Raw genomic sequence first — 23,566 nt, 5'->3', positions numbered from 1 at the left:
GCATCCCGCGCCCCGCATTGTTATCTGAAGGGCGAGAGGTTGGCGCGGGCAGGCGCCTCGCCAACCCGGTCAGGTCCGGAAGGAAGCAGCCGTAACGAGTCCCGTTTGGGTCGTTGTCCAGCCTCTCACCCATTTTCCCCTTTATTTACAGTCCAGTGTCACTTCAACCGGGTTGGGGATCAGTTCCAGCGTCGCGCCGTTGGCGGCATCGACACCGGCCCCGATGATTCCACCCAGCACAAGGTTCCCGGCCATAGCCGCACCGCCGCCACCCGACACCCGATTGGTGACGCGCACCTGACGATGATCACAGCGATCTTTGGTCACCAGAACATTCACTTCGGATTTGCGGGGCATTTTGAACGAGCAAGGCGTGCTAAGACAGGTTTGACCGTCGCTTAACTTAACCTGCGCGCCCTGCGGCGTAGAATTCACCACCAACACTTCATTCGTGCCGCGTGTAATGGTTGCGCAACCAGAAACCGCCAAAGCCGCGATAAGAAAAACGTAACATTTCATTGCATTACCTCAGGATGCTATTCATGACATTCGTGTATTCGATATTTCCAAAATCACAAAACTGTTATTGCAAAGCATTTTATCTAAATATGCCACTTATTCGTATTAATTGCGTGGAAGATCACGCCAATTAAAACGCCAAAAGATCGCCAACACACCGTTGCGGCGCGGGGCTGGCGCGGCTAAAGTGTCGCGGCACATAAGGGGCCATATGACCGAAACGCCGCACATATATCAGGTTCTGGCCCGCAAATACCGGCCCGAAACCTTTGCCGATCTGGTGGGTCAGGATGCCATGGTGCGCACCCTGAAAAACGCCTTTGCTGCGGATCGTATCGCGCAGGCCTTCATCATGACGGGGATTCGCGGGACTGGCAAAACCACCACGGCCCGCATCATCGCCAAGGGGATGAACTGCATCGGTCCCGATGGTCAGGGCGGCCCCACCACCGAACCCTGCGGCAGCTGCGAACATTGCACCGCCATTACTGACGGTCGGCATGTGGACGTGCTGGAAATGGACGCCGCCAGCCGAACCGGTGTCAACGACATCCGCGAAATCATTGATTCGGTTCACTATCGTGCGGCCTCGGCGCGGTATAAAATCTATATCATCGACGAAGTTCACATGCTGTCCACCAGTGCCTTTAACGCGCTGTTGAAAACGCTGGAAGAACCGCCCCCGCATGTGAAATTCATCTTTGCCACCACCGAAATTCGCAAAGTGCCGGTGACGGTCCTGTCGCGCTGCCAGCGTTTCGACCTGCGCCGCATCGAACCCGAGGTGATGATCGCCCTGCTGCGCCGCATCGCCGGGGCCGAGGGCGCGCAGATCACCGATGACGCTCTGGCGCTGATCACCCGCGCGGCGGAAGGCTCGGCCCGTGACGCCACCAGCCTCTTGGATCAGGCCATCAGCCACGGCGCGGGCGAAACGAATGCCGAACAGGTCCGCGCCATGCTGGGGCTGGCCGATCGTGGCCGCGTGATTGATCTGTTCGACATGATCATGCGCGGCGATGCCGCAGCGGCGCTGACCGAATTGCAGATGCAATATGCCGATGGCGCCGATCCCGTCGCCGTGCTGCGCGATCTGGCCGAGGTGACGCACTGGATTTCCGTCGTTAAAATCACCCCCGACGCCGCCGATGATCCCACCGTGTCGCCCGATGAACGCCGCCGGGGCCGCGAATTGGGCGACAAACTGGCCATGCGGATTCTGTCGCGCATGTGGCAGATGCTGCTGAAATCGTTGGAAGAGGTATCAGCCGCGCCAAACGCCATGATGGCCGCCGAAATGGCGATCATCCGGCTGACGCATATGGCCGACCTGCCCGATCCCGATGCGCTGATCCGCCGCGTGCAACAGGCGCAATCGGCGGGCGAATTTGCGCGCGGCCCGGCGATACAGGGCGCAGCACCTGCGGGTCCGCAGATGCGCGCGGCTCGGACGGCGCCGGTCTCGGTCGGGGCCACTGCCTTGGCGGTTGAACCGCAGATCATCGCCACCTATCCCGATTTCGGGTCGGTGGTAGAGCTGATCCGCCGGATGCGGGACATGACCCTGCTGGTCTTGGTCGAACGGCATGTGGCCTTGGTCAAATACAGCCCCGGCCGGATTGAATTTGAACCCCGCTCGGACGCGCCCGCCGATCTGGCGCAACGTCTGTCGGACCGTCTGCGCGGCTGGACCAATACCCGCTGGGGCGTCAGCGTGGTGAATGACGGCGGCGCGCCCACGATTGCGGAAACCCGTCAGGCGCAGGAACGGGCCGATCACGAACGCGCCCTGACCCTGCCGATGGTGCAACAGGTGCTGGCCGCGTTTCCCGGCGCGCAGATCAAAACCATCACCCGCGCCGCTCCGCCACCCTCGATCGAAATTCTGGCCCAAGGATCAGAAAACCCGCATGAGGGAACCGAAGGCCCGGTCGCCGAAGTTGAGGAATGGGATCCCTTTGAAGATGAGGATTAAGCAATGCTGAAAGGTTTGGGCGGTCTGGGCGATATGGCCAAGATGATGAAAGCCGCCAAAGACATGCAGGAAAAAATGGGCCAGATGCAAGAGGATCTGGGCCGTCTGACCGTCACCGGCGAATCCGGCGCGGGTCTGGTGCGCGCGACCTGCACCGCCAAGGGCGAACTGACCGCCTTGGACATCGACCCGTCGATCTTTGTGCCGTCGGAAAAAGAGGTGGTCGAGGATCTGATCCTCGCCGCCGTCAAAGAGGCGCAGCGTCTGGCCGATGAAAAAATGCAGTCGGAAATGGCGAAAATGACCGAAGGCTTGGGCTTGCCTGCGGGCATGAAAATGCCGTTCTGATGCAGGACACGGGCAGCGACGACATTCAGGCGCTGATCGCGCTGATGGCGCGGCTGCCCGGTCTGGGTCCGCGCTCGGCCCGGCGCGTGGTGCTGCATCTGATCCGCAAACGCCATGCGCAAATGGCGCAACTGGCGTCGCTGCTGGACCGGGTGGCGGTCAATTCGCGCGAATGTCTGACCTGCGGCAACATCACCGACCGCGACGAATGCGCGATCTGCACCGACCCCGCGCGGGCCACGGGCGAAATCTGCGTCGTGCAAGATGTGTCCGACCTGTGGGCCTTGGAACGCGGCGGCGCGTTCCGGGGCCGCTATCACGTTCTGGGCGGCACGCTGTCGGCACTGGACGACATCGGCCCCGAGGATCTGGGCATCCCCGCCCTGATCGCCCGCATCCACAGCGACCGCATCCGCGAAGTTATCCTTGCCCTGAACGCCACGGTGGACGGCCAGACAACCGCGCATTACATCGCCGACGCCTTGGACGGCAGCAGCGTGACGGTCACGGGACTGGCCCAAGGCGTCCCCATCGGCGGCGAACTGGATTATCTGGACGACGGCACGATCACCGCCGCCCTGCGCGCCCGCCGCCAATTCTAAGGCCGCCCGATCAACTCAACGGGCGGCCCTTTCATCTTGGTCGAAATATCCCGGGGGGTGCGGGGGGCTGGCCCCCCGCGGTCGCGGGACGCAATCAGGCGTTCAGTTTGCCCACGGTCCCGACCTTATCAATCGCGATCTGGCGCGGTTTCAACGCCTCGGGGATTTCGCGGATCAGGTCGATATGCAGCATCCCGTCGATATGGCTGGCCCCATCCACGCGGACATGATCGGCCAGCGTGAATTTGCGTTCGAACGCGCGGGTGGCGATGCCGCGATGCAGATAGGTGCGGGATTGATCATCTTCGGCCTTGCGGGCGGACACGATCACGGCCCCGTCGCGCATTTCGACATTCAGATCATCGGCGGCAAAGCCCGCCACGGCGATGCTGATGCGATAGGCATCATCGCCGGTTTTTTCAATATTATACGGGGGATAGGTCGGCGCGGCGACGTCAGCGGTCAAGGCGCGATCCATCATATCAGCCAACCGGTCAAAACCGACCGAGGCACGATAAAGCGGGGTCAGATCCAGATTTCGCATAGCAACATCCTTTCAACAGCGATGCAGGTGTGCCCCCCATTCGGGCGGGCGTGAACCGGCGCCTTGTGGCCCTCCGGTCCTCATAAGATGTAAACTGAAAACGCGATTTCAAGACCGCCGCAGGCCCCAAATCACCAATCCCGCGCCCAAGGCGAACACCGGCCAGAACAGCACCGCGATGTCGGGCGTCATCGCCACGGCCAGCACCGAATCGGACGTTGCATAGACACCGCTAAAAGCGCAGGCTTGCCCCGCGACCGCCACCCCGGCAATCGCGACGCCGAAAACGATCAGCACAACCCGGATCACCCCCGCCGCCATCCCGCGATGAACAGCACGACCCCGACGATAAAGACCATCCAGAACGGCGCGGCCCATGGTTCGTTAAACAATTCGCGCAGCCACACCCAATCGCATTGACCCGCCGAAGTGCTGCCAAATCCGCAGCCGTAATTGGTGGCGACATACCACAGCGCCCAGGCGCCCAGTGCCAAAGTCGCGCCCACCAGCATCATCACAAAGGCCACGCCGTCCCCCCCGACATGAATAAGGCTTTGCCGGGGTCACCCGCCAAAGCCTGACAAAAAAACGACGCGACCCTTACAGGTTTTTGTCGGCCATCATATGCGCGATTTCGTCTTTCAGATGCGCGCGCTGACGGCGCAACTGTTTTTCGGCGTCTTCGCTGATGGGGTGAATCAGGGCCTCGGCGTTGTGGACCTGATCGTTCACTTCGTCATATTCCTGCAACAGACGGGCGAAATGCGCGTTCGAGATTTTCAGATTGTGGATGCGGTCGGCATCATTGGGGAATTCTTCGTGAATTGCGTGCGGCGTAGCCATGGCGTCCCTCATGTGATCATCGCGTTCCTTCATTATGACGATATGCACCCATTCGGGGGCTTTCAAGGCGCGCGGCCAACGATTAAAATGCCGCTATGACATTTGACATTGCCCTGTTGCATACGCTGCGCCTGCCGGATTTTCTGGCGCTTTTTCTGTTGTTTGCGGGCTGGTTTGGCATCGGCTGGCTGACAGAACATCCGCCCGCAGGCACGCCGTCCGTGTCAGAATTGATGAAGCGGTTTCGCCGCGAATGGATGCGCCAATTCGTCGCCCGCGATAACCGGATCGTGGACAGCAATATTCTGGCCAGTTTGCGGCAAGGGACGTCTTTCTTTGCCTCGGCCTGTATGATTGCGACGGGCGGGCTGCTGGCGCTGATCGGCAATGGCGAACGGCTGCGCGGCATCGTGCAGGAACTGGAAATGCAGGACGCCGCCAATGCCGGTTGGGAATTGCGCCTGTTGGTGACGATGTTTTTCGTGGCCAATGCGTTTTTGCAATTCGTCTGGTCGCACCGGCTGTTTGGTTACTGCGCCGTCACCATGGCCGCCGTCCCGAACAAGGCCAATGACCCCGCCGCTATGGAGCGCGCGATGCAGGCCGCCGATCTGAACATCACCGCTGCGCGCAGTTTCAACGCCGGGCTGCGCAGCGTGTATTTTGCGCTTGGATCGCTGGGCTGGCTGGCGGGCGCGTGGGGGCTGATGATTGGCGCGGGGGTTGTGCTGTTCGTGACGTGGCGGCGCGAGTTCAATTCCAATTCGCGGCGGGTGCTTATGCGCGCTCTGCCGGCTCCGGTCTTGTCCGATCCCACCATCCGGCAAGTCCAAGCACAACACCCCCCGCAGCCGTAAGCGCAACCCCCACGATCCCGCTGGATTGCCAGCCCCAACCGGCGGCCAGTGCCAGACCGGCCAGAAACGGACCCAAGGCGTTCGCCGCGTTAAAGGCCGCATGGTTCATCGCCGCCGCCATATTCTGCGCGGACCCGGCGACATCCATCAGGCGGCTTTGCAGCGGGATGAACAGCCCCGCCGCCAACGACATGAAAAACGACGATGACACCATCAGCGGCCAGCTGCCCACGGCAAAGGACGCAAAGCCCTGCGTCGCGGCCATAGCGATCAGCGACAGCCACGCCGCGCGCCGCCAGCCCAGCCAGCCCGTGTAACGCCCCGCCGCATAGGTCCCCAGCGTGCCGCCCACGCCGAACATCGCCAGCGTCAGCGGAATGGCCCAGCCCGGCGCGTCGGTTGTGGCCAAAATCGCCGCCGTCAGGAACGCATAGACCGAAAACATGCCGCCAAACCCAATCGCGCCAATGGCCAGCACCCACAGCACGCGGGCGTTTTTCAGGGCGCGAAACTCGGCCCAAGGACGCGTATTCGGGTTGCCGCCCACGCGCGGCGCGACCGCCAGAATGGCCCAGGCCGACAGCAGCGCAATCACCCCCGGCAGCGCAAAACCGAATCGCCAGCCCACCGTTTGGCCCAGCATCCCGGCGAATGGCACGCCTACGATATTGGCGATGGTCAGCCCCATCATGACCTGCGCCACGCCCTGCGCGCGGCGGTCGCGCGGCATCGCATCGGCGGCAAACAGCATCCCTACGCCCAGAAAACCGCCATGCGGCAGCCCCGCCAGAAACCGCGCGCCGACCAGCGATGACAGCCCCGGCATAGCAGCGGCCAGCAGGTTCACGACCCCGAAAAAGGCAATCAAACCCGCCAGATAGCGCCGCCGAGGCAGCCGCGCGCCCAAAATCGCCGTGATCGGCGCGCCCACCACAACGCCCAGTGCATAGGCGCTGATGACATGGCCCGCCTGCGATTCCGTCAGCGCCAGATCCAATTGAAAAAACGGCAGCAGCCCCATGGCCGCAAATTCCGATGTGCCAATCGCAAAGGCCCCCAAAGCAAGCGCAAGGATGGCGTAAAACGGGTTGCGTTGATCGGTCATGATGGGTTCCGCGGTTAGGGCGCAGGTAGCCCTAACATCATCGCAGCGGCTGGCAAGAGCATTTCCGGCAAGGCGGCGTTACACGCCCAGCATACCGCGCCGCACCGCGATCCAGATCGCGACCGCTGCCAGAATAAGCAGCGCCAGTGCAAGCGACGCCCCCAGCCCGATCAGGCGCCCTTGGAACCGCGATATTTCGCCCAGCGGCTGCAAATGCGCGACCAATGCGTCATGCGCGCGGCGCAGATCATCGGCGGGCAGTTGCCGCGCGATCCGTGGCTGGTTCGCCCATAAATCCGCCTGCGCCAGCAGCGCCGCGCGTTTGCGCAGCCGCGCGGGCAAAGCCGCCCCCCGGCGGCGCATCATGGTGTCCAGCGTTACGGCTTCGCCCCGGCGGGCGCCGCCGAAACGGGACGCCATCAATTGCGCCACATCGTCCGCCATCGGCCTAATCTGATCGAATGTTACCGTTTTTCCCATCATGGCCACAGCATAACGGGGATGGTGGCGGCGCGCCAGACGGCTTAACCTGTCGGTATGAAGCTGAATCACTCAATCACCGGGGCCGATGAGGGCCTGCCCGTTCTGATGGTCCATGGCCTGTTTGGTCAGGGGCGCAACCTTGGCGCTCAGGCGCGCAGGCTGGCGCAGACGCGGCGCGTCGTTCTGGCCGATATGCGCAATCACGGGGCCAGCCCGCACAGCGACGACAACAGCTATGCCGCTATGGCCGGGGATCTGGCGGAACTGATCGCGGATCTGGGCGGGCGTGTGGATCTGGTCGGTCATTCCATGGGCGGCAAAGCGTCGATGGTTCTGGCTCTGACCCATCCCGAATTGGTGCGGCGGCTGGTCGTGATGGATATTGCGCCGATTGCCTATGGCCACAGCCAAACCACCCATATCGACGCCATGGAGTCCGTGGACCTGTCCCACCTGACCCGCCGGTCCGATGCCGATGCACGGCTGGCCGAACGCGTGCCGGATCCGGGCATCCGGGCGTTCTTGCTGCAAAACCTTGATCTGCGGGCGCAACCGCTGGAATGGCGGCTGAACCTGCGGGCGTTGCGTGAACATATGCCGCAATTGGTGGGCTGGCCCGATGGCCTGCCCGCAGGCACCTTTCCCGGCAAAACCCTGATGCTGCGCGGCGATCGGTCGGATTACGTCACGACCCAAGGCGAAGCCGCGGCCCGCCATTATTTCCCGCAATCGCGGATCGTGACGCTGAAAAACGCGGGCCATTGGCTGCATGCCGACAGCCCCGAGGCCGTGGCCGACACCCTGTTCGCGTTTCTGCGGGATGGGGACGCAGCGGAATAACGCAACAAAAAAGGCCCCAATCGGGGCCTTTGGCTTAGTGCGTCCAAGGCGTCCGGCGGTCGGGCGCAAAGTTATCGGCGTAACCACGCGGGCGGATATTGGCCGCGCGGGGATGCGATTCTTCGACCACAAAGGCCAAACCATTTTGTTCGGCGTAATCCACAGCCTCGGCCTGGGTTTCAAAACTCAGGCGCACCTGGCTTTGCGTGTCGTCGCTGCTGGTCCAGCCCATCAGGGGGTCAATCTCGCGCGCATCGGCGGGCGGGAACTCCAGAACCCAAGCACGCGTGCGGGCGGTGCCGGATTGCATGGCATTTCGGGCGGGCTGATAAATGCGCACGATCATCGCAACATCCTCTGACTGACTGCCGGTTTATCGCCAAAGCCGCGCGCGGTTGCAAGCCCCGCGGGAACATCTGCGCCACCTGCGACGTTACCGCAACGCATAACCAAGGAATGTCCCATGACCCTGCGTTTTCTGATCCCCGTCCTTACCGGCTTGACGCTGGCCGGAGCCGCTCAGGCCGACACCTTCAGCGCGACCGTCACCGGCGCGGACGGCACGAATCACGGGCTGGTCACGGCGGCGGAAACGCCGTCCGGCGTGATGCACCTGCTGTTGAAACTCACCGGCCTGCCCCAAGGCAGTCTGGCCGTGCATATCCATGAAACCGGTGCCTGCGACGGCCCCGATTTCCAAACCGCAGGCGGCCATCTGGCGGTTGAGGGGCAGGATCACGGCGTCATGGCGGTAAACGGCCCGCATGTGGGGGATTTGCCGAATATCCATGTCCCGGCCAGCGGCGATGTGACGGTTGAATATTTCGCGCCGGATCTGTCGGTCGATCTGCTGATGGATGACGACGGATCGGCCTTTATGATCCACGCCCATGCCGACGATCACACCAGCCAACCCGCCGGAGACGCCGGCACCCGCATCGCCTGCGGTGTGTTCAAATCGGAATAAGGGGACGTCATGCGTTACATTGCCATCTTTGCCCTGCCCACGCTGCTGGCCGCCTGCGCCGGGGTTCAGTCAGATCACGCCCGCGCCGTCATGGCCCCCGGCACCTGTCAGGGCGAGGCTCCGCCCGCCATCACCGGCATGAACATCGGCGAGGTCTACCCCCTGCCCGGTCAGCGCATGGTCGTGGTCAACCCCGGCGGCGTTGCGCCGCAAAATGACCGCCCCGGCCGCATCGTCGTTCATGTCGATGAAAAAGGGTGGATCACGCGGGCCGATTGCGGTTAACGCCGCTTCGGGCGTTTGTTCCCGCCCCGCTGCCCCGCACGCCCCGCCGTGGACCGGCCCGACGATTTCACCGCATCCTCGGCCGCCTGTTCAATCGCGGATTGGCGGGCCAGCGGGTCATCGGACACGGCCAGTTCGACGGCCTCCAGCCGTTTGACTTCGTCCCGCAGACGCGCGGCTTCCTCGAACTCCAGATTTTCGGCGGCTTTGCGCATTTGCGCGCGCAAGGCATCCAAATGCGCGGCCAAATTCGCACCGATCATCGGCTTATCGACGGTCGCGGTAATGCGCGACTGATCCGTATCGCCCTGCCACAGCCCCGCCAGAACATCATCCACATTTTTACGCACGGTCTGCGGCGTAATTCCGTGTTCGTCGTTATAGGCCATCTGACGCGCCCGGCGGCGTTCCGTTTCCGCCATAGCGCGCTCCATGCTGCCGGTAATTTTATCGGCATACATAATCACGCGGCCATCAGCATTCCGCGCGGCGCGGCCAATGGTTTGAATAAGGCTGGTTTCAGACCGCAGGAACCCCTCTTTATCCGCGTCCAGAATGGCGACCAGACCACATTCGGGAATATCTAAACCTTCGCGCAGCAGGTTAATACCGACCAAAACATCAAACGCACCCAGCCGCAAATCGCGCAAGATTTCGATGCGTTCAATCGTATCAATATCGCTGTGCATATAGCGGACGCGAATACCCTGTTCGTGCAGATATTCAGTCAAATCCTCGGCCATGCGTTTGGTCAGGGTCGTGACCAGCGTTCGCATACCTGCGGCGCTGACCTTGCGCACCTCATCCAGCAGATCATCGACCTGCATTTCGACCGGGCGGATTTCGATTTTCGGGTCCAACAAACCCGTGGGGCGGATAATCTGTTCGGCAAATACGCCGCCCGTCTGGTCCATTTCCCATTTCGCAGGGGTGGCGCTGACGAAAACCGATTGCGGGCGCATGGCGTCCCATTCTTCGAACTTCAGCGGCCGGTTATCCATACAGGACGGCAGACGGAACCCATGTTCCGCCAGCGTCATTTTGCGGCGAAAGTCACCGCGATACATACCGCCGATCTGCGGCACGCTGACATGGCTTTCATCCGCGAAAACAATGGCGTTGTCGGGGATGAACTCGAACAAAGTCGGGGGCGGTTCGCCCGGCGCGCGCCCGGTCAGATAACGGCTGTAATTTTCAATGCCGTTGCACACGCCGGTCGCCTCTAACATTTCCAGATCGAAATTGGTGCGCTGTTCCAGACGCTGCGCTTCCAACAGCTTTCCTTCGTCGGTCAGTTGTTTCAACCGTTCGGCCAATTCTTTGCGAATACCCTTGGTCGCCTGCTGCATCGTCGGACGCGGCGTGACATAGTGGCTGTTCGCGTAAATCCGAATTTGTTTGAAATTATCAGTTTTTGCACCGGTCAGAGGATCAAATTCGGTAATCGCCTCTAATTCATTGCCAAAGAAATCAAACCGCCATGCCCGATCTTCAAGGTGGGCGGGCCATAATTCGACCAGATCGCCGCGCACCCGAAAACCGCCGCGTTGAAAGCTGGCATCAAGACGGCGATATTGTTGCGCAACCAACTGGGCCAGAAATTCGCGTTGATCGTAATGTTGCCCGACAACCATATCCTGCGTCATCGCGGAATAGGTTTCGACGCTGCCGATGCCGTAAATACACGACACCGACGCCACGATAATCACATCGTCGCGTTCCAATAATGCCCGCGTTGCCGAATGGCGCATCCGGTCAATCGCTTCGTTAATTTGCGATTCTTTTTCGATATAGGTGTCGCTGCGGGGAACATAGGCCTCGGGCTGGTAATAGTCATAATAACTGACGAAATATTCGACCGAATTTTCCGGGAAAAACCCCTTAAATTCGCCATACAACTGCGCGGCCAGCGTTTTGTTCGGCGCAAGAATAATCGCCGGGCGCTGCGTTTCCTCAATCACCTTGGCCATAGTAAAGGTTTTGCCGGTCCCCGTCGCGCCCAGCAAAACCTGATTATGTTCGCCATCACGCACCCCCTGCGCCAATTCCGCAATCGCGGTCGGCTGATCGCCGGCGGGTTCAAATTCGCTGTGCATGACAAAACGCCGCCCACCTTCCAGCTTGGGGCGGGTGACTTCGGGGAAACGCGCCACGGGGGCGTTTGTGTTGTTGTGACCCATCGGGCAATCCTTTCGCGCTGCGGTTAAGGTGTGTGCCGCCGCGCGAAAGTCAACCGTGGTTAACGTTTTAAGCGCGCGGGCGACATTTCAACCCAGCCCTGCCCGCCATCCATTTCGTCGGCCAGAATTTCCGCCGTCACCGGCCCCAGCGTAAAGCCCTGATGCCCATGCCCAAAATGCGCCCACAGATTCGGCTGATCCGGCACGCGGCCAACAACCGGCAGCATGTCCGGCATACAGGGGCGGCGACCGGTCCAGGGTTCAGCCTCGACCGGGGCGCCCAGATCGAACAATTCGCGCGCGGCCTTTTCCCCGTGGCGCAATTGCGGCGGGGTCAGGCGCGGATGCGGGGTCAGTTCCGCCGCCGTCGCAATCCGCAGCCCGCGCCGCATCGGCGACAACACGACCGAGTTCCCAAAATCCGCAATCGGGTGATTTGGCGGCATATCCATGTGATAATGGCGGTGATAGCCGCGTTTATAGACCATCGGAACATGCAGCCCGAACCGTTCGGTCAGCATCGGCGCCCACGGCCCCAAGGCGATGACGGCATGTTCGCCCTCGGCCTCATCCACGACCCACGCGGCACCTTGGCGGTGCAAATCGCCCGCATCGGCGTTCAAAATCCGCCCGCCGCGCCGTTCAAACAGCGCCGCATAGGCCGCAACCAGCCCGCCGGGATCGGAACAATTCCAGCTGTCGGTCCAATGGGTTGCGCCCGCAACCTCGATTTTTATCGACGGTTCGAGGGCCTGCAATTGCTTGCCGTCCAGCAGTTTCGCCTGAACCCCGAATTCGTCCAGAAAACGCTGCGCCACGATGCGGGCCTTGTCCATGCGGGCGGGGGTGCGATGCACCTCGATATAGCCGTCGCGGCGGATGATGTTGTCGGCACCCGCGGCCGCGATCAGGGGGCCGTGGCGGTCGGTCGATTGGCGGATCAGCTTGCCCCATGTCTGCGACGCCCGCCGATGCGCGGCAGGCAGCGAGTTCAACGCATAGGTCAGCACCGCCCGCAATTGCGAGGTCAGCCCCGGCAGGTTCCATTTGACATCATAGCCGCGCCCCAGTGCGATTTGCAGCAACGCCCCCGGCGCCAGCGGCATGGCATAGGGTTCCACGGCCTCGGTCTGGATCAGGCCCGCATTGCCATAACTGGTTTCGCGCCCCGGAACGCCGCGCTCAATGATGGTCACGTCGTGACCGCGCGCTTGCAAGGCCAGCCCGGTGCTGACCCCGACCATACCCGCGCCCAATACCAGAATCTCAGCCATCGGTTCCCCCATCGACCCGTTTCACAATCAGATGCAGGCAATCACCGATTCAGGCAAGGAATTTCGCACGATCTGCGGCGGCCGCGCGAATCTTTGCACGATTCACGCGAAAAGGTCGCGGCAAAAGGTCAATCCTTCGATCAACGCGTCGATTTCGTCGGTGGTGTTATACATCGCGAATGACGCACGCGCGCTTGCCGTGACCCCGAAAAACTGCATCAGAGGCATCGCGCAGTGGCTGCCCGCGCGCACGGCAATGCCGCGCTTGTCCAGAATCGTGGCAATGTCATGGGCGTGCGCGCCCTGCATCGTCATCGAAAAAATCGCGCCTTTGTCCGGGGCGTCGCCCTGAATCTGCAACCAGTTCAGGGCGCGCAGACGGTCGCGGGCGTAATCCCGCAGGTGCCGTTCATGCGCGGAGATGTTGTCCATGCCAATCGTCATCAGGTATTCAAGCGCAACACCCAGCCCGATCTGGTTCACGATGCCGGGGGTGCCAGCCTCGAACCGCAGGGGGGGATCGGCATATTCAACCGCATCACGCGTCACGGTGCGGATCATATCGCCGCCGCCCAGAAACGGGCGCATTTCCGCCTGACGGTCGTGCCTGATCCAGATCGCACCCGACCCCGACGGACCATAAAGCTTATGCCCGGTGATACAGTAAAAATCGACGCCAAGCGCGCCGACATCGACCGGCATATGCACCGCCGCCTGCGACCCATCGACCAGAACCGGCACATCGGTGCCGCGCGCGATTGCGGCCACGTCAACCACGGTGCCGGTGACATTCGACATATGCGTGACCGCGATCAACCGCGTTTTCGGCCCAACCGCCGCCAAAACCTTTTCCGGCGGCAGGCTGCCATCGGGTTCGGGTTCAACCCATTTCAGCACAACGCCCTGACGTTCGCGCAGGAAATGCCACGGCACGATATTGGCGTGATGTTCCAGAACCGACAGAACGATCTCATCGCCCGCCTGCAAACGCGGCGCGGCCCAGCCATAGCTGACAAGGTTAATCGCCTCGGTCGCGCCGCTGGCAAAGATCACCTCGTCTTCATGCGGGGCGTTCAGGAAACGCGCGATAATGCCGCGCACACGTTCATAATTATCGGTCGCAAGATTCGACAGATAATGCAGGCCGCGATGCACATTCGCATATTCGCCCTGATAGGCGCGGCTGATCGCGTCGATCACCTGCTGCGGCTTCTGTGCACTGGCACCATTGTCCAGATAAACCAATGGCTTCTTGCCAATACTTAACCCAAGGATCGGGAAATCGGCGCGGATGTTCTGAACGTCAAAACTCATGGAGCCACCTGCGGCATAAAGCCCAAAGAAACCGCGACAAAGGACAGGACAAAGCCCACCGCGAACACTGTCGCAAACATCACGATCAGAATTTTCGGCGTGCTTTCAAAGCCATGCAGCGCCTTGATAAAGTGGACGGTCAGCCACAGGAACAGCATGATGGACAAAATACCGATCAAGACGCTTGCCCCCGGCAAAATCAGGCCCACCACGATCTGCACGGTTTGGACCAGCAGCAGGATCACCTCGATCCAGGTGACCAGCAACAGCGCGTCAGGGAATTGACCGCGCCCGCCAAACATCTGCCCGACCGATGCCATCAGCCAACCGGCCAGCGTGATCGCCGCGAATTGCATCACGGCCAGCATGAACGGTTCGCGCGGCAGCATCGACGGCGTGTCAGCGGGCGGCGGGAACAGATACATGGATATGGCCGCCAACACGCCCGACAGAGACACCGCCAGCAGCAGCGCCATCCAGCGAAGTTGCATCGGCCAGCCCTGCGCCATTAACCAATGCGCCGCCTGACGCGGTTCACGCAGGGTCAGCGCAATCAGTGATTTCAGATCATCCAGTGTCATGTTCGTTTCGCCAAAACCGACAGCCCGGCCCCCCAGATGAACAGAAATCCCACGCCCGCAATCGCGCGCGTCAGGGTTAATGCTGGCCCCGGCCCAATCAGCCCCGCGACCAGCCCCGACAGCAGCATCGCCGGCGAAACCGCCAAGAGCGCCCAGAACAGCGCCAGCCGGGAATGTGCGTCCGTCAACCGCCACGGCGTTAACCGAGAAAGCCACGCCACCACCGTCGCAAACAGATAGGCCAGCAGCGGCATCATGAACATCACCGCCATCAGCGCGCCGCCCATCCGCGCCTCGAACGGGACGGATGGGTCAATCTGCGCCAGACGGGCGTTCATCGGCGCCTGCGCGATCAGGTTAATCAGCATCGCCAGCATCAGCACCGCCAGCATCACCCGATCCGGCATGTCGGACAGGCCCCGCACCACCCGGCGCGGAGCCCACCAACTGCGCAGCACCCGAAGAACCATGCCTTCGGGCGGGCGCGTCATGCTTTGGCGCGACGGGTCAGCCACGCTTCCAACCGATCAATCAGTTCTTGGCGCAGGGTCTCATCCTCGACCTCGTCCAAGGCATCGGCGAGGAAGGACAGGACCAGAAACACAATCGCGCGATCCTTTGGCACGCCGCGGCTGCGCAGATAGAACAGCGCCGTTTCGTCAATCGCACCCGTGGTTGACCCATGGCTGCATTTCACGTCATCGGCATAGATTTCCAGTTCGGGCTTTGCCAGAAACTGGCTGTCTTCGTCCAGCAACAGCGACTGGCTGATCTGATAGCCGTCGGTTTTCTGCGCGCCGGGTTTGACCAGAATCTTGCCCTGAAACACGCCGCGCGCGCCGTTTTTCAGCACCTTTTTGAACACCTGACGGCTTTCGCCGCGTTCGGCGCCGTGGATGATGAACACGGTGTCGTCGTGGTGGAAATCCCCGACCGCGCCGTCGCCCAAGACCGCCGCCGCGATATGCGCGACCGCGTCATCGCCGACCATATCAATCACGCCTTCGTGCCGCATGACCGTGCCATTCACCGACAGGGTAAAGCTTTTCAGCACCGCCGCGCGATCCACGCGGGCAAAGATATGCGACACGCCGACCTTGCGATGACCGGCACGGCGCGCGGCGATGTGGTGCAGCTTGGCCGTGGGGGCCAGATCCATTTCGATCACGCCGTTCGACCGCGCGCCCACAACCCCGTTTTCCAACAGGGTTAATTCCGCGCCGTCTTCGACCCGGATAACGTGGTGCCACATCACATCCGCCGCATCGCTGCTGCGTTCGTGGATGATATGCACCGGGCGCGCGGGTTTCCCGGTTACGCGGATCAGCACGCCTTCGGTCGCCGCCGCCGTGTTCAGCGCCGCAAAGGGGCGCGGCACGGGGTTTTGACCGGCGGATTCCAACCTGCCGTAATATGCTGCGGCCCAGTGGTCGGGTTGCGTATCCACTTGGGACAGAATGGAAATTTCGGCCCCGTCCAGTGTCAGATCATCGGATTGGTCCGCGTCAAACACGCCATCGACAAAGACCAGCTTCAACCGGTCCACATCGCCAAACAGCGGCGCATAGGGGTTTGGCACCGTCACCGCAAAGGGTTCGGGCGTGGGCGCGTTAAACAGTTTCGGGTCGGTGAACCGCCAGTATTCGTCGCGCGGACCGGGCAGGCCCATATCGCGCAACCGCGCCAAGGCATCCGCGCGCGCCGCCGCCGCCCACCCGCCCGAGGGCAGGCTCAGCGCATCCAGACGCGCATCCAATGCGGCGGGGTCTTTTTTCCCGCCCACAATAACCGGGGTCAGCTTTCGTTTCATATCAAGGGCGTGCGGCATTAACCGACCTCCGCCAGCAGATCGCCGTAACCGTCGCGTTCCACCTGCAAGGCCAGTTCCGGGCCGCCCGATTTCACGATGCGACCATCCGCCATGATATGCACGACATCGGGTTTGATGTGGTCCAGCAGGCGCTGATAATGGGTGATGACCAAGAACGACCGGTCGGGGCTGCGCAGCGCGTTCACGCCTTCGGACACCAGACGCATGGCGTCCACATCCAGACCCGAATCGGTTTCATCCATGATGCACATGCGGGGTTCCAGCATGGCCATTTGCAGGATTTCGTTGCGCTTTTTCTCGCCCCCCGAAAAGCCGACATTGACCGGGCGTTTCAGCATATCGCCGTCAATCTGCAATTCAGCGGCTTTGGCGCGAACGATTTTCAGAAACTCACCCGCCGACAATTCATCTTCGCCGCGCGCTTTGCGCTGCGCGTTCACGGCCGTGCGCAGGAAGGTCATATTGCCCACGCCGGGGATTTCGACTGGGTATTGAAACGCCAGAAACAACCCGGCAGAGGCGCGTTCTTCGGGCTCCATCTCCAGCAGGTCGTCACCGTCAAGGCTGGCCGATCCGTCGGTCACGTCGTATCCATCACGCCCCGACAGGACATAGGACAGGGTGGATTTCCCCGACCCGTTCGGCCCCATGATCGCATGAACCTGCCCCGCAGGCACCTCGAGCGACAGACCTTTCAGGATTTGTTTATCTTCGTCTTCCAGTTTGACGTGAAGGTTTTCAATTTTCAGCATCTTTTCCTCAAGCGTAGGGCGAGGGCGCGCACGCCCGAATGATTAACCGACCGAACCTTCCAGGCTGATCGCGACCAGGCTTTGCGCCTCCATGGCGAATTCCATCGGCAGGGCCTGCAACACTTCGCGGCAGAACCCGTTGACGACCAGTGCGACGGCTTCTTCTTCGTCCATGCCACGGCTGCGGCAATAGAACAGTTGGTCATCGTCAACCTTACTTGTGGTCGCTTCGTGTTCCACGCGGCTGCTGGTGTTTTTCACCTCGATATAGGGGACCGTATGCGCGCCGCATTGATCGCCGATCAGCAAGCTGTCGCATTGGGTATAGTTGCGGCTGTTCGTGGCGCGCGGGTGCATCGTCACCAAACCGCGATAGGTGTTTTGCGCCTGACCGGCGGAAATACCCTTGGACACGATCCGCGACCGGGTGTTTTTGCCCAGATGGATCATTTTCGTGCCGGTATCGGCCTGCTGCATATTATTGGCGATCGCGATTGAATAAAATTCGCCGCTGCTGTCATCGCCGCGCAGAATACAGGATGGGTATTTCCATGTAATCGCCGACCCGGTTTCGACCTGAGTCCACATGACCTTGGCCCGCGCCTCGCGGCAGTCGGCGCGTTTGGTCACAAAGTTATAAATCCCGCCTTTGCCCTGTTCATCGCCGGGGAACCAGTTCTGAACGGTGGAATATTTCACCTCGGCGTCTTCCAGAATCACGATTTCCACCACGGCGGCATGCAGTTGCGCGGTGTCGCGTTTGGGGGCGGTGCAGCCTTCCAGATAGCTGACATACGCGCCGCGATCACAGATAATCAGCGTGCGTTCAAACTGTCCGGTGTTTTCGGCGTTGATGCGGAAATAGGTGGACAGCTCCATCGGGCAGCGGGTGCCGGGCGGGACGTAAACAAACGACCCGTCGCTGAACACGGCGCTGTTCAACGTCGCGAAAAAGTTGTCGCTGGGCGGCACGACCGACCCCAGATATTTCTGGACCAGTTCGGGATGTTCGCGGATGGCCTCGGAAATCGAACAAAAGATCACGCCCGCTTTGGCCAGTTCGTCTTTAAACGTGGTGCCGACGCTGACCGAATCGAATACGGCGTCAACGGCGACCTTGCGTGCCTCGGACGGAGCGCCTTCGGCCCCTTCGACGCCCGCCAGAATCATCTGTTCCCGCAGCGGGATGCCCAGTTTTTCATAGGTCGCCAGCAGTTTCGGGTCCACATCGCCCAGCGATTTGGGCTTTTCTTCCATGCTTTTGGGGCGGGCGTAATAATACTGATCCTGATAATCAATGTCAGGATAATCCAGCAACGCCCAACGGGGTTCGTCCATCCCCTGCCAGCGGCGGAACGCGGCCAGACGCCATTCCAGCATCCATTCCGGTTCGTTGTTTTTTTCCGAAATCAACCGAACGATGTCTTCGTTAATGCCCTTGGGGGCATATTCCATCTCGATCTCGGTATCCCAGCCGTATTTATAGCTGCCCATATTGGCAACGGTTTCGACCGTTTCGCGGTCCACGCCTTCGCGCACCTCAAGATCGGTGGTGTTCATCTGTCATCCTTCCATCTGGCGGGCCGGTGCCGCGCCATGCCTGTCGCGCCAACGCTGATACGCGGTTTCCCACGCATCCGCAAATCGGTTCATCTGATCCGCGCCCAAAGTCGGGCTTATGGAAATACGGATCGCGGATTGGGCGTGCTGATCGTCAAAGCCCATAGCCTGCAAAACGCCGCTGGCCCGGACCTTGCCGGACGAACAAGCCGATCCTGCGGAAATCGCATATCCCGCCAGATCCATCTGCATCACCTGCGTTTCGCCTTTCCATCCTGATGTAAGAACGCAGGTCGTGTTGGGCAAGCGTTTGCCCCCCCGCCCCACGATCACCGCATCCGGGGCCGCGTCCAGCAGGCGGCGTTCCAAAGCGTCGCGTTGTTCGGCCACGCCGTCCCACAGCCCCGCATCCAGATCGCGCAGCGCCGCCGTCGCGGCCGCGGCAAAGCCCGCGATGCCGATCAGGTTTTCCGTCCCCGCGCGGCGTCCCTGTTCCTGCCCGCCGCCACGCAGGATCGCGTCAATATCGGTGCCTTTGCGCAGGATCAGCGCGCCGATCCCCTTGGGGCCGCCCAGCTTATGCGCGCTGACAAACCCCGCCGTGATGTTCAGCCAGTTGAACGCCAACGGGATTTTCCCGAATGCCTGAGTCAGATCGCTGACGGCCAGACCGGCGGGCAGAGCCTGAATAACCCCGGTTTCGCTGTTGGCCAGTTGCAGCGTGGCGCGCGCCGGATCATCGACCGTCACCGCACCGTTGCCATCAACCGCCAGCACCGGATCGCACCACGCCCGCACCGCGTCATGTTCCACCGGCGCGCAGGCCAACCCGCGCCCGGACAGGATCATCGCCGCCGCTTCGGTCGCGCCGCTGGTAAAGATGACATCCGCACCCTCGGCCCCCAAAGCGGCGGCCAGCTCTTCGCGCGCGCGCTCCATGGCCATTTTGGCGGCGCGCCCCTCGGCGTGAACCGATGACGGGTTGCCGACCACATCCATAGCCGCCGCCATAGCCGCCCGCGATTCGGGGCGCAGCGGCGTGGTGGCGTTGTGGTCCAGATACACCCTCATTCCAGAGCCTGCGCGATGCGTTCAGCCAGACGCCGCGCCACGGCATCTTTGCCCATGCGCGGCCACGCATCCGCACCCTGCGCCGAAATCACCGTCACCGCGTTTTCTTTGCCGCCCATAATGCCGGTCGCCGGGCTGACATCATTCGCCACGATCCAATCGCAGCCCTTACGGACGCGTTTATCGGTCGCGTTTGTGATCACATCATGAGTTTCGGCGGCAAAGCCCACAACCAGCGTCGGGCGACGTTCGCGCAACTGGCTGACCCATGCCAGAATATCGGGGTTCTCGGCCATCTCTAACGCCGGAGGGCGGCCTGTGCCGTCCTTTTTCATCTTGCGTTCGGTGCTGTTGGTGACGTGCCAATCGGCAACCGCCGCCGCCATCACCGCCGCATCGGCGGGCAAGGCGGTTTCCACGGCATCCCGCATCTGGCGCGCGGTTTCCACGCGGATCACATCGACGCCATGCGGGGGCGAAACCGCCGCCGGGCCGGTGATAAAACTGACCTGAGCGCCCAAATCCCGCAGCGCCGCCGCGATCGCCGTTCCCTGTGCGCCCGATGAACGGTTCGCAATATAACGCACCGGATCAATGGGTTCATGCGTCGGGCCGCTGGTCACGATGATATGGCGATTGCGCAGCGGCATGGGCCGCACCTGCGATTCAGGCAGCAGTTTCAGCGGAGCTTGCGGCAGCGCCGCCCCCGGCAGAGCGGACTGGATCGCGGCCATGATCGCCTCGGGTTCGGCCATGCGACCGGGGCCATGTTCGCCGCAGGCCATATCGCCGCTGTCCGGTCCCACCGTCAGCACCCCATCCGCGCACAGCGTTTCCAGATTGCGCCCCGTGGCCGGGTGATCCCACATCCGCACATTCATCGCTGGCGCAATCAGCACGCGCTTGTCGGTCGCCAGCAGCAGCGTGGATGCCAGATCATCGGCCATGCCATGCGCCATCTTCGCCATCAGATCCGCCGTCGCCGGGGCGACCACCACCAGATCGGCGTTGCGGGACAATTGGATATGGCCGATCTCGGCTTCGGATTCGATGTCGAACAGGCCGTCATGAACCTTTTCCCCGGCCAGAACCGACAGGGTCATCGGCGTGACGAATTGCGCGCCCGCGCGGGTCAGAACCGGGGTGACCGCAGCACCCGCGCCGCGCAACAGGCGGATCAGCTGCGGCACCTTATAGGCCGCGATGCCCCCGCCGACGATCAAAAGGATGCGTTTGCCGTTCATGTCGCGCCTGCCGTTTGTCCTGCGTTTCTTTTGCACAGATAGCCGCGCCGCCCCCCGGCTGCAAGGAAAGCGACGTTAACCCAATCTTAACACCTGATCGGTTAACCTTCGTGACAAAAGGAAAGGTCACATGGTCGCAATCGCCTATTCCGTTGCGTTTGAAGGGGTCGAAGCCCGTCTGGTCGAGGTGCAGTGTTCTGCCACCCCCGGCCTGCCCGGTTTTGCCATCGTCGGCCTGCCCGATAAAGCCGTGTCCGAGGCGCGCGAACGTGTGCGTGCGGCCTTTGGTGCTTTGGCGATTGCGCTGCCGAACAAACGCCTGACCGTGAACCTGTCCCCCGCCGATCTGCCGAAAGAGGGGTCGCATTTCGACCTGCCGATCGCCTTGGCCGTGCTGGCGGCATTGGACATTGTGCCGCCGGACGAATTGGCGCGCTGTGTCTGTCTGGGCGAACTGGCACTGAATGGGCGGCTGGTTCCGGTTGCGGGCGCCCTGCCTGCCGCCGTTGCCGCAGCCGAAGATGACCGCGCCCTGATCTGCCCCGCCGCCTGCGGAGGCGAAGCGGCGTGGATTGATTCGGTCCCCGTCATGGCGCCCGACCATCTGCGGCAGGTCATCGACCATCTGACCGACCGCGCGCCCCTGCCCCGCGCCACGCCCGGTCCGATGACCGACGCGACCTTCGGCCCCTGTTTGTCGGATGTGAAGGGTCAGGAACGCGCCAAACGCGCCTTGGAAATCGCCGCGGCGGGGCGTCATCATCTGTTGATGGTTGGCCCGCCGGGGGCCGGGAAATCCATGCTGGCCGCGCGCCTGCCCGGCCTGATGCCGCCCCTGACCCCGGCCGAGGCTTTGGAAACATCAATGATCCATTCGCTGGCCGGTCTGTTAAAGGACACCGGCCTGTCACGCCGCGCGCCGTTTCAGGAACCCCACCACACCGCGTCGATGGCCGCGATTGTGGGCGGCGGGCGTGGCGCGAAACCGGGGCAGATCAGTTTGGCGCATAACGGCGTGCTGTTTCTGGACGAATTCCCCGAATTTTCGCGCGCCGTTCTGGATACGCTGCGCCAGCCGATTGAAACGGGTCAGGTCATGGTCGCGCGGGCCAATGCGCATATCCGCTATCCCTGCCGGTTTGTGCTGATCGCGGCGGCGAATCCGTGCCGCTGCGGCTATCTGGCCGACGCGACCCGCGCCTGTCCCCGCGCGCCAACCTGCGGGGCGGATTATATGGGCAAAATCTCTGGCCCGATGATGGACCGCTTCGATCTGCGGATCGAGGTTCCCGCCGTCAGCTTTCACGATCTGGAGCTGCCCAGCCGCGGCGAAACCACGGCCCAGATCGCCGCCCGCGTCGCTGCCGCCCGCGATCTTCAGGCGCAGCGTTACCGCGACATTCCCGATATGCGCGTGAATGCCGAAGCCTCGGGCGCTCTGCTCGACGACATCGCCGCCCCCGATGACGCCGGACGCGCGTTAATACATAAGGCATCCGAACGGCTGGGCCTGACCGCGCGCGGCTATCACCGCATTTTACGCACCGCGCGCACCATTGCCGATCTGGACGGCAGCGCGCGCGTCATGCCCCCCCATCTGGCCGAGGCGATCAGCTATCGCCTGCCCTTTGTCGCAGGCGGTTAACCCGCGCAATAGGATTGCCGCGATGTCCAGGCGGCAATATCGGCGCGCTTGGCCGGGTTGCGCATCGGCGCCCAGTCCCGCGCCACGCCGCGCCAGCCATTGCCATCATGCGCCACGGCATTATCGCGGCCCACCTGACGCGTCATGATCCGCACCGCGCAGGACATATTATCGGCTCCGTCGCGGATATTTCCCTGACAACCATAATGTTGCCACGTCGCGGGCGCGATCTGCATCAACCCGATCCAACGACCGCCGCCGCCCGCCGCCTGCGGGTTATAGGTGCTTTCGTGTTTGGCAACCGCCGACAGCAGCCCCGCCCAAAACGCCTTGCGCCCGGTGTCATTCAGCGATGCGTAATTCGGACAAAACGCGTCAATATCATGCGGCACGCGCGACAGGATCGTCACCCCTTCGCGATCAAGCGCCGCCAAAGTCGCACGCGTCCACGCATCCGACCCGCTGCGTTGTCCCCACCGCATCGGCGGCGTCGCCAGCGACATCTGCGCGGCTTCGGTGGTCTGGGGGGCGGGGGTGGTGGCCTGCGGGGCGCTCTGACAGGCCGCGACAACGGCAAGGGCAGCAAGGGACAGCGCGATGCGCATTCTAACCTCGGGGTGTTTTTTTCGTTCCGCCTGCATACCCGACCCACAAAATCACGCAATCCGCCGCCCGTGGGGTCGGCAGAAACGCGCCACGCACCCGCGCGCATGGTCGGAAATCCGCCGATGCGGTGAAACCTGTTA

27 protein-coding genes and 1 other RNA gene are annotated in these 23,566 nt (G+C 62.2%); 9 read left to right on the top strand and 19 right to left on the bottom strand.

Features of this window, described 5'->3' with window-relative positions:
- Positions 1-32: 32 nt before the first annotated feature.
- Positions 33-131, top strand: an RNA gene (gene ffs, locus Q4G20_RS02045) — signal recognition particle sRNA small type.
- Between the two features lie 10 nt (positions 132-141).
- Here the strand turns inward: ffs and Q4G20_RS02040 are convergent.
- On the bottom strand, positions 142-327 hold the full coding sequence (locus Q4G20_RS02040) for a hypothetical protein (RefSeq protein WP_303341620.1): 186 nt from the start codon (positions 325-327) through the stop codon (positions 142-144).
- Between the two features lie 403 nt (positions 328-730).
- On the opposite strand from Q4G20_RS02040, the gene Q4G20_RS02035 reads away from it, so the two are divergent.
- From Q4G20_RS02035 to recR, 3 genes are read left to right on the top strand one after another with little or no spacing between them, the layout of a single operon-like run.
- Positions 731-2,494, top strand: coding sequence for a DNA polymerase III subunit gamma/tau (locus Q4G20_RS02035; RefSeq protein ID WP_303341619.1), 1,764 nt, complete (start codon positions 731-733; stop codon positions 2,492-2,494).
- Positions 2,495-2,497: 3 nt separating this feature from the next.
- Positions 2,498-2,842 carry a YbaB/EbfC family nucleoid-associated protein gene (locus tag Q4G20_RS02030; protein ID WP_303341617.1) on the top strand — a complete coding sequence of 115 codons (345 nt, stop codon included), beginning with the start codon at positions 2,498-2,500 and terminating at the stop codon, positions 2,840-2,842.
- Positions 2,842-3,444 carry a recombination mediator RecR gene (gene recR, locus Q4G20_RS02025; RefSeq protein WP_303341615.1) on the top strand — a complete coding sequence of 201 codons (603 nt, stop codon included), beginning with the start codon at positions 2,842-2,844 and terminating at the stop codon, positions 3,442-3,444. The genes Q4G20_RS02030 and recR overlap by 1 nt, the downstream gene beginning before the upstream one ends.
- Positions 3,445-3,538: 94 nt before the next feature.
- Here recR and Q4G20_RS02020 read toward each other — a convergent pair whose 3' ends face one another.
- The 4 genes from Q4G20_RS02020 to Q4G20_RS02005 form a co-directional block, all read right to left on the bottom strand.
- Entirely contained in the window at positions 3,539-3,988 is a 450-nt protein-coding gene (locus Q4G20_RS02020; protein WP_303341613.1) for an Hsp20 family protein, read from the bottom strand.
- A 108-nt stretch (positions 3,989-4,096) separates the two neighbouring features.
- The gene (locus tag Q4G20_RS02015; RefSeq protein WP_303341611.1) at positions 4,097-4,297 is read right to left on the bottom strand and encodes a hypothetical protein; all 201 of its coding nucleotides are present in this window, start codon (positions 4,295-4,297) and stop codon (positions 4,097-4,099) included.
- Positions 4,294-4,515 carry a hypothetical protein gene (locus Q4G20_RS02010; protein WP_303341610.1) on the bottom strand — a complete coding sequence of 74 codons (222 nt, stop codon included), beginning with the start codon at positions 4,513-4,515 and terminating at the stop codon, positions 4,294-4,296. The genes Q4G20_RS02015 and Q4G20_RS02010 overlap by 4 nt, the downstream gene beginning before the upstream one ends.
- 73 nt (positions 4,516-4,588) lie before the next feature.
- Positions 4,589-4,831, bottom strand: coding sequence for a YdcH family protein (locus Q4G20_RS02005; RefSeq protein WP_303341608.1), 243 nt, complete (start codon positions 4,829-4,831; stop codon positions 4,589-4,591).
- A 95-nt stretch (positions 4,832-4,926) separates the two neighbouring features.
- On the opposite strand from Q4G20_RS02005, the gene Q4G20_RS02000 reads away from it, so the two are divergent.
- Complete coding sequence (locus tag Q4G20_RS02000; protein WP_303341605.1) at positions 4,927-5,688, top strand: DUF599 domain-containing protein; 762 nt, start codon at positions 4,927-4,929, stop codon at positions 5,686-5,688.
- On the opposite strand, the gene Q4G20_RS01995 is transcribed toward Q4G20_RS02000, so the two are convergent.
- Both Q4G20_RS01995 and Q4G20_RS01990 read right to left on the bottom strand, forming a co-directional pair.
- Entirely contained in the window at positions 5,609-6,793 is a 1,185-nt protein-coding gene (locus Q4G20_RS01995) for an MFS transporter (RefSeq protein ID WP_303341603.1), read from the bottom strand. The two genes, Q4G20_RS02000 and Q4G20_RS01995, sit on opposite strands and share 80 nt — an antisense overlap.
- 78 nt (positions 6,794-6,871) lie before the next feature.
- Entirely contained in the window at positions 6,872-7,237 is a 366-nt protein-coding gene (locus Q4G20_RS01990; protein ID WP_303341601.1) for a hypothetical protein, read from the bottom strand.
- Between the two features lie 93 nt (positions 7,238-7,330).
- Here Q4G20_RS01990 and Q4G20_RS01985 point away from each other — a divergent pair, with 93 nt between their 5' ends.
- Positions 7,331-8,116 (top strand): alpha/beta fold hydrolase, encoded by a 786-nt coding sequence (locus Q4G20_RS01985; protein WP_303341600.1) that lies wholly within the window; start codon positions 7,331-7,333, stop codon positions 8,114-8,116.
- A 34-nt stretch (positions 8,117-8,150) separates the two neighbouring features.
- Here Q4G20_RS01985 and Q4G20_RS01980 read toward each other — a convergent pair whose 3' ends face one another.
- Positions 8,151-8,462, bottom strand: a complete 312-nt coding sequence (locus tag Q4G20_RS01980) for an ETC complex I subunit (RefSeq protein ID WP_303341598.1) — start codon at positions 8,460-8,462, stop codon at positions 8,151-8,153.
- Positions 8,463-8,579: 117 nt separating this feature from the next.
- On the opposite strand from Q4G20_RS01980, the gene Q4G20_RS01975 reads away from it, so the two are divergent.
- Together Q4G20_RS01975 and Q4G20_RS01970 are read left to right on the top strand one after the other, a co-directional pair.
- Positions 8,580-9,083, top strand: coding sequence for a superoxide dismutase family protein (locus Q4G20_RS01975; protein WP_303341596.1), 504 nt, complete (start codon positions 8,580-8,582; stop codon positions 9,081-9,083).
- A 9-nt stretch (positions 9,084-9,092) separates the two neighbouring features.
- The gene (locus Q4G20_RS01970) at positions 9,093-9,368 is read left to right on the top strand and encodes a hypothetical protein (RefSeq protein WP_303341594.1); all 276 of its coding nucleotides are present in this window, start codon (positions 9,093-9,095) and stop codon (positions 9,366-9,368) included.
- On the opposite strand, the gene uvrB is transcribed toward Q4G20_RS01970, so the two are convergent.
- The 10 genes from uvrB to coaBC form a co-directional block, all read right to left on the bottom strand.
- Positions 9,365-11,548, bottom strand: a complete 2,184-nt coding sequence (gene uvrB, locus Q4G20_RS01965) for an excinuclease ABC subunit UvrB (RefSeq protein WP_303341593.1) — start codon at positions 11,546-11,548, stop codon at positions 9,365-9,367. The genes Q4G20_RS01970 and uvrB overlap by 4 nt on opposite strands.
- 59 nt (positions 11,549-11,607) lie before the next feature.
- Complete coding sequence (locus tag Q4G20_RS01960) at positions 11,608-12,822, bottom strand: FAD-binding oxidoreductase (protein ID WP_303341591.1); 1,215 nt, start codon at positions 12,820-12,822, stop codon at positions 11,608-11,610.
- 102 nt (positions 12,823-12,924) lie between these two features.
- Complete coding sequence (locus Q4G20_RS01955) at positions 12,925-14,136, bottom strand: cysteine desulfurase (RefSeq protein ID WP_303341590.1); 1,212 nt, start codon at positions 14,134-14,136, stop codon at positions 12,925-12,927.
- Positions 14,133-14,717 carry a Yip1 family protein gene (locus tag Q4G20_RS01950; protein WP_303341589.1) on the bottom strand — a complete coding sequence of 195 codons (585 nt, stop codon included), beginning with the start codon at positions 14,715-14,717 and terminating at the stop codon, positions 14,133-14,135. Before Q4G20_RS01950 ends, Q4G20_RS01955 begins: the two co-directional genes overlap by 4 nt.
- A complete protein-coding gene (locus tag Q4G20_RS01945; protein ID WP_303341588.1) occupies positions 14,714-15,232 on the bottom strand; it encodes a hypothetical protein in 519 nt (172 codons plus the stop codon). The genes Q4G20_RS01950 and Q4G20_RS01945 overlap by 4 nt, the downstream gene beginning before the upstream one ends.
- Positions 15,205-16,527, bottom strand: a complete 1,323-nt coding sequence (locus Q4G20_RS01940; protein WP_303341898.1) for a SufD family Fe-S cluster assembly protein — start codon at positions 16,525-16,527, stop codon at positions 15,205-15,207. The genes Q4G20_RS01945 and Q4G20_RS01940 overlap by 28 nt, the downstream gene beginning before the upstream one ends.
- A gap of 17 nt (positions 16,528-16,544) precedes the next feature.
- Positions 16,545-17,300, bottom strand: coding sequence for a Fe-S cluster assembly ATPase SufC (gene sufC / locus Q4G20_RS01935; protein WP_303341586.1), 756 nt, complete (start codon positions 17,298-17,300; stop codon positions 16,545-16,547).
- Between the two features lie 42 nt (positions 17,301-17,342).
- Positions 17,343-18,860: a Fe-S cluster assembly protein SufB gene (gene sufB / locus Q4G20_RS01930; RefSeq protein WP_303341584.1), complete on the bottom strand. Its 1,518-nt coding sequence runs from the start codon at positions 18,858-18,860 to the stop codon at positions 17,343-17,345.
- 3 nt (positions 18,861-18,863) lie between these two features.
- Complete coding sequence (locus Q4G20_RS01925) at positions 18,864-19,931, bottom strand: cysteine desulfurase family protein (protein ID WP_303341583.1); 1,068 nt, start codon at positions 19,929-19,931, stop codon at positions 18,864-18,866.
- Entirely contained in the window at positions 19,928-21,175 is a 1,248-nt protein-coding gene (coaBC, locus tag Q4G20_RS01920) for a bifunctional phosphopantothenoylcysteine decarboxylase/phosphopantothenate--cysteine ligase CoaBC (protein WP_303341582.1), read from the bottom strand. Before coaBC ends, Q4G20_RS01925 begins: the two co-directional genes overlap by 4 nt.
- A gap of 130 nt (positions 21,176-21,305) precedes the next feature.
- Between coaBC and Q4G20_RS01915 the strand changes: the two genes are divergently transcribed.
- Positions 21,306-22,820: a YifB family Mg chelatase-like AAA ATPase gene (locus tag Q4G20_RS01915; protein ID WP_303341581.1), complete on the top strand. Its 1,515-nt coding sequence runs from the start codon at positions 21,306-21,308 to the stop codon at positions 22,818-22,820.
- On the opposite strand, the gene Q4G20_RS01910 is transcribed toward Q4G20_RS01915, so the two are convergent.
- Positions 22,817-23,425 carry a lytic transglycosylase domain-containing protein gene (locus Q4G20_RS01910; protein ID WP_303341579.1) on the bottom strand — a complete coding sequence of 203 codons (609 nt, stop codon included), beginning with the start codon at positions 23,423-23,425 and terminating at the stop codon, positions 22,817-22,819. The genes Q4G20_RS01915 and Q4G20_RS01910 overlap by 4 nt on opposite strands.
- Between the last annotated feature and the right edge of the window lie 141 nt (positions 23,426-23,566).

This window comes from Paracoccus sp. (in: a-proteobacteria), assembly GCF_030538495.1.
Taxonomy (GTDB): Bacteria; Pseudomonadota; Alphaproteobacteria; order Rhodobacterales; family Rhodobacteraceae; genus Paracoccus.
Note: the sequence above shows the minus strand (reverse complement) of the source record. Positions and strands in the feature narration are given on the sequence as shown.